The organism is Marinilactibacillus sp. GCM10026970, from assembly GCF_042660675.1.
Classification (GTDB): Bacteria; Bacillota; Bacilli; order Lactobacillales; family Carnobacteriaceae_A; genus Marinilactibacillus.
In genome coordinates this window covers 128,865-141,033 of record NZ_JBHSUL010000031.1, presented here as the reverse complement: position 1 = coordinate 141,033, position 12,169 = coordinate 128,865, and the positions used below count along the sequence as shown (strand labels likewise).

Sequence of the window (12,169 nt, the reverse complement as noted above, 5' to 3'; positions counted from 1 at the left end):
TCTACCTCTTCTCAATATTTTCTGTTAATTTTTGAATATGCAAGGTTAAATAGATTTCTTCATTTTCAGAAATGGTAATCTTGTAAGTATTGAAAATATAAATTTTGATTTTTTGCACACATTGGAAAGATATCGGATACATTTTTTCAACATGTGCATATAAATCGTTTTCTTCGTAACTTGGCATCGTGTGATTGATAATATTTTGAGCAAAATAATGCAGATGTGTCACAAATCTTGAATAGTGAAAGTTCTGCTCATCAAAACTTGTCTTATATTCATATTTGACAATTGTCAATACATCTTCAATAAACTTGGCAATCTCATTCGTAACGGTCATATCTTTTTTCTGTGATTGAACATTTACGAAGTGAAGCGCGATAGAAATCGCTTCTTCTGTCGGTATTTGAATATCTAATTCTTGTTCAAGTAACTGTACTGCATATACCCCAATCGCATATTCATCCGGATAAAACCTTCTAATTTCCCATTGGAGTGGACTTCGGAATGTCATCTTCTGCTCGATTCGGTGCAGTGTGAATTCGATATGATCTAGTAACGTCAAATAAATATAGTCATTGATATTCAATTTATAATTTTGCTTAGCATACTCTACGATTTTAGTTACGAGTTTTACGTGTACTGGATCACATTTACTCAACTGAAAACTGAAATGTTCTAACATTGCATGTGTATCTAAAACAAACACTTTTTCAAAGTCTTTTTCTTGTACATCATCTCCTACTTTTTTCTTGAAGCTTATGCCTGTTGAAAAACCGATGATTTCGTTGCTCCCTTTTTTTAACAGCACAACATTATTGTTTAAAAATTTTTTTATTTTCATCTTTTCCTCCACACTTAAACGCTAAAAAACCTCATACTCCACCCGTAGGTAAAGTATGAGGTTTGCCTTCTACAGTAACACGCCTCTGGTTGACAGAACATCTGTAACCGTTATCTAAATTCAAGAATAATAGTACCATCTAGTTCAGAGGTTGTCAATTATATTTTTTAGTTCCATTCAAAAAATCTTTCACTTAAAAAGAACTATCCACTAACGAATGATTCTCACTTATAACTTTATTTTTTATTTACTTGCTTCAAAAAAAGCTCTGGACTCACGATGACTTGCTGTCCCTCTTCTTACTCCACCGTCAATGATTTCGGACCCAGTGATGGTTACTTCGTACCTACCTGGTGCAATATCTGTCCCAACATTGCACCCTGAACACCTGATGGCTCTTCAGACTCTTCCTACTCTATATACACTAAGGATTCTGAAGGCTCATCATTCGTTGCATCTTCAACCGTTCCATCATCCGTGCTGCACGCCACCAATAGCAATCCACTAGAGAGTACGAACATCCTTGATTTTGCCTTGTATGCAGTACTATCATTAATCTTAATAACTCTTCCTCCAAAATAAATTTCGATAATCTAGTTATAATATTCTGGATTTTCTTTACAAATTTCTTATTAAAATACAACTTCTTTTAAAAAGAAGTTTCATAATATTACAAAAATAGCATTTATAGAATTCTACAAAATCCAAACTAAGAAGTACTCATTATTCAAGCAGATGAAATCAGAAGCGGATTGAGCTAAGTTCGATATTCTAGACAGTATATACATTGATTGGTTCGCAAGTCTTGATTCTTTGTTTTCCTCTATACCAAAAAAGGCTAGCTTATTTGAGCCAAACTTTCTAGCGTTACTATCCGAACTCTATCTCCATGTGCTCCATTACCTCATCTAGTTCATAAAGGTTATCTTTAACAACTAACTTAATACCAGTCTTCTTACAAAACTCTCTTACGATCCATTCAATCGTATCTTTTCTCACGATAAGTTTTTTAGGTTTTCCTTGTAAACAAGTATCGATAATCACATTAAAATGGCTTTAGGATCTACTTCATGATCTGCGTAGCTTTGAGCATTGACCACTTTTGCATCAGCCTCATCCACGCATAAGACCATCATAGGATGATAGGGTCGTTGCTCTGCGGTTTCTTGTATAACAGCCGGTGCAGATACAGCGTCTACTTGTATCGCTAGTTTTGATTTAGATGTATGTTTAAGCTGATAGAGCACAATATCATTTTTAAAGGGATAGTCGTTTTTCTCGTCTACTTCACCAAAAGGATCAGGAAGCGTTAGGATTTCGCTTTTCCAGTTTACTTTTTGCTTCGATCGGCAAATTGCTTCCATATCCAAAAGACTTGGAAGTGGTTCACCCATTCTAAGCTTATTCGCAACCTTTACTACTTGATCTAGTACTGTAGTCATCCATTTTACTTCTTCAATACTGACTTCGTGCCATGGAATAAGCCCCGGAGTCTGGTCCATTAACTCTGGCAACATATGATACTCATTTTGGAACAAACCCAGTTGTGATAGTCTTTCAAAGTTATGTTCATCTATTTCTGCTCGATTGATAAAAGAGAGCAACAAGCAATTTGAAACAGTTCTTAGTTTATAACGTGGAAGGGCACCATTTCTTCCAAAAAGTTTCAGCAAACTTTTCAGACCAGCATCTCCTTGATATAGACCAACGCCATAAAACGCTCCAACACCACCCGTCACAGAACAATAAGTAACTTCTTTCGTATCAGGATTTTGTATAGCAATTATCTCATCATCCGCTATTTTACGCCAAAAGGCTGCTTTTCTTATTTTTGCAACCACCGCATAAAATGCTATCCATTCATCTTTATGAGATATAACCGTAGAATCGGATGAGGATTCACCACTCTTTGAAAATTGAGCAGACTGCTCGCTCCACTCACTCAGCCACTGTTCAGCTGGATCGAACGCTTTTCCTTGTTTAACTCTTATCATGTTCGACAGATGTATAGTAAAGTCAACTGGATTAAACTCTTCCCAAAACCCTTCGTATAATCTATTCGTAGTATCTATTGTAACAGAACTTAAAGGACCTGCCTTCTTCCTGCTAACCGTTTTAGTCAGGAAAGGTGGATCTATTTTGATTATGTATTCTTGAATCAATTCTCTATCTATCTTCTGACGATCCATCACTTCAAACAAAACCATCTTAAACTGTTTGAAAATATCATGTATATCATATATATCAACCACTCCAACAACCACTGGAAAGTTTGTCAAATCATTTGTAAACGTAGCAACATGCGCACCTTGAAGTTCAGCAACAGATGCATGCCAATCATACAACGTATCTTGATCATCTGATTCTTTGACCGGATGAATGGGTAATGGCATAGTATTATTCATACTGTGACTTTTTTCTAACAGATCTAGTAATTTTTTTGAACAATGAAATCTCATCTAATCGCCATCCTTATCTGGTTATTATTAAATACCATTGTACCGTGTATTTTATCCAGAGTAAATCAGCTGAGGATAGAGTTTATTCCGATTTACAAAGATATTCAAACAACTGTAATCTACAAACTAATAAATGGTTCAGCATTTGCATTACATACTTGTTCCGTCAAAAAAACGCTCAGCCTAGATGACTGAGCGCCCCATTATTCAATTAAATGGTTCCTTTTTTTTGTCGCCACGTTCTTTTTCCCATTGTTTTAATTGGCGTTTTTCATTGATATTTCGTGGTCGTTTTCGTTCAAGATCAGTTACCGTTCTTAGACCAAAACGTTTTTTCCGAATCATGACCGCAACGTCAGATGTTTTTGTTGGGGTTGAATTATTAGAATTCACCGTTTTTATCTTTACTTTCACCATAAGGTAACCTCTCCTTTCTTAGGTTTAGTATATCATAGTATCCTTTTAAACTAAGTATGCTTCTTATAAAAGAATAAATCACGTAATTGATTGTGCAGCTTCAAATTATATAATCTCAGTAAAAAATTTCGCTTTCTTAAAAAATCGTGATAGACACTTTTAGTATCCATGAAGTTTGTATTAGCGAACCATTATTTTTTCGCTTTTTTAAATAAAATAACGATTCTCATATTTACTATTGGATATCCACATTGTAGTATATAAACGATGAAAAATGAATCGTAAAAATGGAGGAATCACTCATGCATTTACAATTTACTGAGGAAGAGAAGCGCGATATAGAATCTCTTGTTAAACAGTTAAACGTATCGAAAGAAACATACGTCATGAATCTTCATAAGAAAAATGAAATGACAAAAGAAGCCTTGAAAGATTATGAACAGTTTAGAATGTTTGTTGATGATTACCACCGGATGCTGGATAATCTTTACGATTACAACAGTGCCTTGAAAGACATGATTGAAAGCAATGACGATACTAAAGTCGTTGATGCTATTCTTCACTTTTTAGATACGACCATCAAAGATCCAATGGCTTTGACACAGTTGTATGGAATTTATAAAAAACAGAATAGTTAATTGAACTGAAGTCTAAAGTGAATTTCAAATCGATTGTATTTCTCAGCTCGTTATCAAGTAGCTAGTAATCATCTAAATCAGGTCCTAAAAGTCATTTTATAACTTTGTTAGTTTTACAAACATAACTTCTTCTCTAAAAACGAGCCATTGTGCTTTTGAATTATTAGATTCTAAAAAAAGTGTTGGAAAGAATGAACAATCTATTCTTTCCAACACTTTTTAATTGTCCGTTATCTTTTAGTAAATAACAATCGAAATAAAAAATCGCAAGCTAGAGTACTTTCATTTAACTTCTCTTGATGTTTACTATCTAGTATTGACTGCAAATTTGTATTATCAAGCATCTGCCATGACAAAACTCTAAACAAGAAGATATAGCTCTATAAACTTGTCTCTGTACTTTGAATCCACTTAGCCTTCAAGCTGTATTTGATACTTATACCTATCGGCTCTGTAATAAATTTCTGCCAATTCGATCCCCTTTTTTTCGTCAAACGCTGTTCTTTCTATATAAAGTAAGGGTGAGGCGGGAACCAAGTTCAAGTGTTCTTCAAGAAAAGGTGTAACTAGCATAGCTTCAATCGTTTCATTGGCAGTAGTTAACTTGATGTCATTTTCTTTAAAAATTTTATAGAGTGAAGCATCTGAAGCAGATAATTTTTCTTGGTCTATTTTTACTTCACTAGTCGGAATGTAGGATCTTTGAAAGCCTACCTTTTCTCCATTGGTGTACCTCAAACGTTCAATTTTATATACGCTAGTCTCTTTGTTCAAAAATAATTTGGATTGAACATTGGCCGGTGCATCAATGATTTCAAATGATACCAACTTTGATAGCGTACTTCTATTTGAATTGTCTTCACTAAAGCTAGAGATTTTTTTTAATTGAAGTGCATGCTTGTTGTTTATCACAACTGTTCCAATTCCCGAACTCTTTTTTACGTAACCATTAGTTTGAAGAATTTCCATTGCTCTTCTAATGGTTACTCGACTTACGCTGTATATATCTTGAAATTCTTTTTCTGACGGAAGAATATCCCCTTCCTTGTATTGATTATCTGTTATCTGCTTCAATATTTCTTTATATACTTGTTTGTATAAAGGTTCTTGAGTATCTGATAAATCGCGCATACAAATCCTCTTTCTATGATTAATCTACTTGAATAGATAGTTCTTTCGCCAATCTAGTTATCTCAAACTGATTCGCTTCTTCTATAAATTTAATCATATCATAAAAATCAGAATTTTTCTCCGCCATTGAGCCAACCATTGAACCGACAATAGTAGCTATAGTATCAGTATCGTATCCTATATTAACCGCATCTAATACAGCCTGCTTGGAATCATTCATGTTCAGTTTGATAATTCCAAATGCGCAAGGAACGGCTTCGGAAACATGCAGCCCTGTACCAATCAATTGGTAGAGTTTGAGTAGTTTTTCTTCTTTTGAATCTTTTCCGTCTGCAATATTAAATGCCAGCTTAATTCTTTCAACTACGCTAGGACCTGCAACTGTTCTTGATAGTTCTTTACCTAAACGTTCGCCTTCTGTTGCTCCATACACTCCAGCATCTAAAATTGCATTAAAATCAGTATTTTCTTTAAGTGACTCACTAACCGCTGAAGCAACGGCTGATGCTCCTGATATCGCTAAATGGTTGTCGTGAGTCACACGAGTTATAATGATTGCATCGCGAATAGCTTTATCTTTGTTCCCAGGATTTAATAAGCCTGCTGGTGCTATTTTCATTGCTGCACCATTTGTAGCTTTTGAGGCATAATCAACCGTTACCGCACCTTCTAGTGGTTTCATCTCTTTTGATTCACCTTTATACATCGCAATTGCACTTCTTGTTGTTGGACCAGCAAAACGATTAAAGTAAACTGGCATATCTGACCACTTTATAATGGCTCGCTTAATATTATCTGTTGAAATACTTTTTTTATCTGAAGCTAGTACCTCTTTTAAGATAAGATAGATTTGTGAAAAATCATCCGTTACTTGTCCTGGTTCATTACCCAAGGCAAAGGCTGTATCACTTGGCTTTTCGAAAGTCGTTATGCCACCGTTATATCTTTTTCTTATTTGTTCAAACGTTAAATTTTCTGTCACTGCTCCCATAGCGTCTCCCATTGCAGCATATGCTAGACTTCCTAAAATACGTTTTTCCATTTTAATCTTCTCCTTCTAATTTTTCTTCTATTGGATCTTTAAAACCAATCAATAATGTAATGATTAATGCTGATATAAAGGAAATAATTAACCCAGCAACATAAGCCCATAATGTTGGTCCAGCAAAAGCAGGTATGGTTGTGATCCCGCCGAATACAAAAGCGTAACCAACTACGTTAAATAGTCCCATAAAAGCTCCACCTATTGCAGCGCCAGCACAACCCGCAATTAGTGGTGTTTTTAATTTAACTCCTAACCCATATATTGCGGGTTCAACAATGCCAGACAGGAAGACAGCAGTAATAGACGTTATTGAAAAGTTTCTAAGACTCTTATTCTTACTTCTAATAAATACTGCTAAAGCAGCACCTGCCATGCCAAAATTGGCATTCGCAGCATAGGCTATGATACTGGATTCTCCAGTCAAAGCTATATTTGGTATAACGACAGTTGTATTTGGTGCCCAGTGAACGCCTAATAAAATTAGAATGTTCCAGATACCACCTATGATGGCTCCAGATATAATACTGTTTAGCGAAAGAATATAATTCACACCATTAGCTGCCCATATACTAATGTAGTTTCCAACTGGACCAATAGCAACTGCAACCAAAGGAACAAGTAATAGCAATAATACAGTCGGAATAATGACCATGTGTAGACTTGAAGGTAATTTGTCTTTCATGAAATGTTCCATTCTAGATTGAATCCAGATTGTTGCAATCGCAGGGATAACTTGGCCTGTATAATCAAATAGGGGTGCTTGCAGCCCTAAAAAGGTTATAGAGTTGGTTCCAGATTCTCCTACTAATGATAAGAAATCCGGCATAATCAGAGCACCCATTATTGCTACAGCAAGATAGGGACTCGTTTTGAACTTCTTAGCTGTAGTAATGGCTACTAGTATAGGAAGAAAATGAAAAACAGCTGTACCTGCCAGAGTCAAGATTAAGTTAGTAGAACTTTCTGGGTCTAATATGCCAATTTGTGTAGCAAGAATTGTAAACCCTCTAAGCAATCCGGAACCGGCAAATAAAGGTAATAATGGAGAAAAAATGCTAACTACAACTTCAATAAAACGATTGAAATAATTTCGAGGTTTGCTAGCATTATTCTTATCTTTTTGAACGTCTTCTTGGTGAACTTTATCTACTGATTTTTCTCTGTTCAAATCTGTATTGTTTAAAATTTCCTCGTAAACTTCCCCTACATTAGTTCCAATGATAATTTGAACACTCGAATCTGTATTAATTACACCCATAACCCCGGATAAGTCATCTAACTTCTTAGAATCAACCAAACTTTGATCTTTTACGGTAGGTCTGAGTCTAGTTGCACAGTGGGTTATTGATTCTATATTTTGTTCTCCGCCAAGCAATTCAACAATCTTTAATCCTAAAGATTCCAAAATGCACTCCTCCTTAATATATTAGTGTCACCGTCGCGAACAATGACTATAACGTAGTAACGTTATAACGTTACTACGTTATAGTCATAATAAAGCGTTATCATAAATAAGTCAAGGTTTAATTGTTATTTACTAGACTTGAAAAAATGGATAAACTTCTTAATATAATAGTAATTAGGATTAATTGACCTTTCTACTTAATTTTCAGGTTGCATAGTAGTTTATTAAAAAAAAACCCTCACAATTAGTGAGAGGTTTTAACGAATGAGTTATTTAAATAGAAATGTTTTGATTTCATAAGGAGCTAGTTCTAAAATGATTCCCTGATTACTCCCCAACTTCTCTTCTTCTTTTTCCATCAGATTCGTTTCTACGACTTCTTTGAATTTAAATTTTGGTGTTAGGACAATTCTTTGTTTCCCACCTGTATAATCATGGAGTCTAACAATGATTCCATTTCCGTCTTCTGTCTTTTTAATTGCATCAATCATGACTGGATACTCGCTTTCTACTTCAAACAGTGGATCTGCTAAAGTATAACTTCCTTTGAAAGCATCTAACGGATTGTTTAATTCCCAAGCTTCTTTCACAACTTCACCTTCTACAAAGTCTCCTTTATGAGGTAATAAACTATAAGTGAAGTGATGAACACCTAAATCTGCTTCCGGATCAGGATAGATTGCGCCTTTTAGTAAAGAGATTCTCATGGTATTTTCTTTAATGTCATGACCATATTTACTGTTGTTCATTAAACTGACTCCGTAGCCAAATTCTGATAAATCGACCCACTGGTGACCAACAGATTCGAACCTTGCCATATCCCAGCTCGTATTCCAATGTGTAGTCCGCTTCACATTACCATACTGGATATCATACGTTGCTTCATTCGCTCGAATATCCACTTCAAAAGCTGTTTTCAATAATTTTTGTCTTTCTTTCCAATCAACTGTTGTATCGAAGTCAATTCTTGCTTGATGAGAATAGAGTCTCATCGTTTGCTCGATTTTCGATTGTCCAAAAGTATACGTAAATAGAATATCGATATATAAATGGTTGTGTTCGATAACTTCGACTTTGTCCGCAACCAATTCTTCTTTTTTCTCATTATAGAAGATATCGATGTCCCAGGCGTCCCAGTTCATTGGTTTGTCCTCAAATAATTGAAGGACATTTCCTTTACCACTTTCTTTGAGAACTTCTCTCTTATATCGCTTATCATAAACACGAGTTAAGTGACCAGATTGATTCCATTCTATTAGGTAATAAGGACTCTCGACCTTTTGATCACTGAACTCAAACCCTTTTTCGGTTGCCTTTTTATCATCAGTTTCAATAAATTCTATTTTCATGCTTCCAAGTCCGGGTATATCTTTTACGAGAACATCAAATCCATTACTTGTATGAACAGATTCTAATTTATTTCCCTTCCCATCTGTAAAGTATCCTTTATTAGTATCATCATGTTCAACAAAGACAACACTATCTCTTTTCCAAGCCGCACTGTTAAAAATTGTCCACGTATTGGCGGTATCCGTTGCTTCATTTTGAATTCGTTGAGTCATCTCTTCTAAATGAGTATTGACTTCTGCATATTCTTTTTCAGAATCCTTATACACTTCTTTGATAGATGATCCGGGTATAATATCATGAAATTGGTTACGTAAAATGGTCTTCCAGCCTTCATTGATTGTTGCTTGTGGATATTCAAAATTACTCATAGTCATTAACATCGTACTTAAAAACTCAATATTTCTAAAACTCAGTTCAAGTTTTCTATTCCAGTCTTTATTGCTGGCTTGAGAAGTATACGTTCCACGATGATATTCAAGATAAAGTTCTCCATCCCAAGTGTGCACGTATTGGTCAGTATTTTCAAATGTCTCTTTAAGTTCTTCAAAATATTCATCCGCTCTTCCCATTTTTAAATGAGGCGTCCCAGGAAGTTTCTTGATTCTTCTGGCTTTTTCTAACATTTCCCTGTTAACCCCACCACCACCATCTCCGTATCCATACGCTAGCAACAGATTCTGATTAATATTCTTGTCCTGGTAACCATCATAAATTCCTTTTACCGTATAAGGTTCAATTAGTCCATTATAAGTGTAGAAAAATGGGCCTTGTTCGTTATTAGGATCTGGTGTTGTAATGAAATGGGTTAACACTTCACTTCCATCTATCCCTTTCCATTTAAACGTATCATTAGGCATCCGGTTAAACTGATTCCAACTGATTTTAGTCGTCATAAACATATCTATCCCTGATTTTTTCAGGATTTGAGGTAGTGCCCATGAATAGCCAAATACATCCGGTAACCATAAATATTTTGTGTCTCGATTGAATTCTTTTTTGATGAACCGACTACCAAATAAAATTTGTCTGACTAGTGATTCTCCGGATGGTATATTGGCATCTGATTCTAGCCACATGGCACCGTCTACTTCCCATCTACCTTCATCAATCTTCTCTTTGATTTTTTCATATAACTCAGGATAATCATTTTTTACATACTCATACAACTGAGGTTGAGTCTGTAAGAAAATATATTCAGGATATTGTTCCATCAGTTTTAGAACGGTTGAAAAAGAACGCGCTGATTTTTCTCTCGTATGTTTAAGACTCCATAACCAAGCAACGTCTATATGCGTATGACCAATCGCTGTGACCGTTACATCTGAGTGCTTTTCAAGCTTGGATATTTCTTGATTCAAATATCCTACTGCATGATTGACGGAACTGTAAAATTCACCCTGACCTGGTTCGCTCCAGTTTAATTGGTTAAAAGTCTGATTCAGTAAATTGAGTAACTTGTGGCGATCAGAATTATGCTCATCTAAAACAGCGATCGTTTCCAATATAACTTTTGAAGTATAGTATAAATCATCTGCATCTTTAGAAAGAATAGCTGAGTCCGCGTATTTAAAGAAATGGTATATTTCTGTTTTTGCACCTCCCCCTTCTAATCCACCCCATAGTTTAAGGGCTATTTGTATAGTCTGATTGGAAAATTTTGAATCAATAAATACTTCCTTATGATTTCCGTCTACGCCTTGATAGAGTTCTCCATTGATAAAGAACAGCGCTTCAAAACCTGAAGTATTACCAGGATTGAACTTCCCGAAATCAAATAACAAGACAAAATCCCCATCATCTGATTGTTCAGGAACGGTTACTTCTCCTTGAATCCAAAAATAACGATCCCGTCCTTCCCAATGCGCTTGTGTTGAAATGTCAGACCATGTTTCATCTACTTCTATAGGATACTTTTCTTGTTTTGTTAAATCTTCTTTTATTTTTAAATTCTCAATCGGTTTTCTATCCAAATAAACATAGGATTTTAACTCTTCTACTCTTTGTTTAAGTTTTTCTTCAATAAAAAACATTCGACCACTCCTTTATAGTTATCCTTTTGCTGCCCCACCGAAACTGAAGCCTTTAGACATGTATCTTTGCGACAAGTAATACAGCACGACAACCGGTGTTGTGTAAACAACTGAGAATGCAGCTAGCTGACCGTAATCAATCAAGCCATAGTTTCCAAAGAATTGAAAAATCGTTACGGATGCTGGTAATTTATCTGGTGATTGAAGTAGGATGTAAGGAATGAAAAAGTTTCCCCAACTTCCGGTATACGTAAAGATAAATACTGTGAATATTCCAGGAATCATTAAGGGTGCGACAACTTTTCTAAGTCCCGTATAAACGGATGCCCCATCTATCCAAGCTGACTCTTCAAGACTGATTGGAACAGAATCCATAAAATTTTTCATCATCCAAATCGCATAGGGTAATGATGTTCCAACTAGAAACAACATAACTGCCCAGATTTTATCGACAAAGTTCAACACAAGAAATAATTGAAAAACCGGTACGATTACTGCTGTCATGGGTAGGGATGTTAAAAATAAAATTGAGTATAAAAATGATTTTTTATAGCTTGCTCTATACCTCGATAAAGGATAGGCTGCCAGTACGCTAAGAATAACGACAATCACTGACTGACCACCAGAAAGGATGAAGCCATTTAAAAAGGATCTTAGAATCATAGGATCATTAAAGACATTCATATAATTATCCATTGTAATTTGCTCCGGAATTTTAAGGGCTTGTATAGCATTTGTATCTACCGATGCTACAAGCATCCATAGTAACGGTAGAATAAATAGTAAAGCGGTTATGAATAAGACGACATGATGAATAATTTTCTCTGTTTTACTGATATTCATTCTATTC

At 35.2% G+C, this 12,169-nt stretch carries 10 protein-coding genes; 1 reads left to right on the top strand and 9 read right to left on the bottom strand.

Going from position 1 to position 12,169, the window contains the following annotated elements; genetic code table 11:
* Position 1: 1 nt before the first annotated feature.
* The 4 genes from ACFP65_RS09575 to ACFP65_RS09560 form a co-directional block, all read right to left on the bottom strand.
* Positions 2-844: a PRD domain-containing protein gene (locus ACFP65_RS09575; protein ID WP_379918061.1), complete on the bottom strand. Its 843-nt coding sequence runs from the start codon at positions 842-844 to the stop codon at positions 2-4.
* 870 nt (positions 845-1,714) lie between these two features.
* Positions 1,715-1,888: a DUF6930 domain-containing protein gene (locus tag ACFP65_RS09570; RefSeq protein WP_379918059.1), complete on the bottom strand. Its 174-nt coding sequence runs from the start codon at positions 1,886-1,888 to the stop codon at positions 1,715-1,717.
* Complete coding sequence (locus ACFP65_RS09565; protein ID WP_379918057.1) at positions 1,885-3,303, bottom strand: DUF7309 domain-containing protein; 1,419 nt, start codon at positions 3,301-3,303, stop codon at positions 1,885-1,887. Before ACFP65_RS09565 ends, ACFP65_RS09570 begins: the two co-directional genes overlap by 4 nt.
* Positions 3,304-3,510: 207 nt before the next feature.
* Entirely contained in the window at positions 3,511-3,720 is a 210-nt protein-coding gene (locus ACFP65_RS09560; protein WP_379918055.1) for a hypothetical protein, read from the bottom strand.
* Positions 3,721-4,022: 302 nt separating this feature from the next.
* On the opposite strand from ACFP65_RS09560, the gene ACFP65_RS09555 reads away from it, so the two are divergent.
* Positions 4,023-4,358 carry a hypothetical protein gene (locus ACFP65_RS09555; protein ID WP_379918054.1) on the top strand — a complete coding sequence of 112 codons (336 nt, stop codon included), beginning with the start codon at positions 4,023-4,025 and terminating at the stop codon, positions 4,356-4,358.
* Between the two features lie 411 nt (positions 4,359-4,769).
* On the opposite strand, the gene ACFP65_RS09550 is transcribed toward ACFP65_RS09555, so the two are convergent.
* The 5 genes from ACFP65_RS09550 to ACFP65_RS09530 form a co-directional block, all read right to left on the bottom strand.
* Positions 4,770-5,489 (bottom strand): GntR family transcriptional regulator, encoded by a 720-nt coding sequence (locus tag ACFP65_RS09550; RefSeq protein ID WP_379918052.1) that lies wholly within the window; start codon positions 5,487-5,489, stop codon positions 4,770-4,772.
* A 19-nt stretch (positions 5,490-5,508) separates the two neighbouring features.
* Positions 5,509-6,531, bottom strand: a complete 1,023-nt coding sequence (locus tag ACFP65_RS09545) for an ADP-ribosylglycohydrolase family protein (RefSeq protein WP_379918050.1) — start codon at positions 6,529-6,531, stop codon at positions 5,509-5,511.
* 1 nt (position 6,532) lies between these two features.
* Positions 6,533-7,939 (bottom strand): PTS transporter subunit EIIC, encoded by a 1,407-nt coding sequence (locus ACFP65_RS09540; protein WP_379918048.1) that lies wholly within the window; start codon positions 7,937-7,939, stop codon positions 6,533-6,535.
* A gap of 269 nt (positions 7,940-8,208) precedes the next feature.
* Complete coding sequence (locus ACFP65_RS09535) at positions 8,209-11,319, bottom strand: alpha-mannosidase (protein ID WP_379918046.1); 3,111 nt, start codon at positions 11,317-11,319, stop codon at positions 8,209-8,211.
* Between the two features lie 18 nt (positions 11,320-11,337).
* Positions 11,338-12,162, bottom strand: a complete 825-nt coding sequence (locus ACFP65_RS09530; RefSeq protein WP_379918045.1) for a carbohydrate ABC transporter permease — start codon at positions 12,160-12,162, stop codon at positions 11,338-11,340.
* Positions 12,163-12,169: the final 7 nt, after the last annotated feature.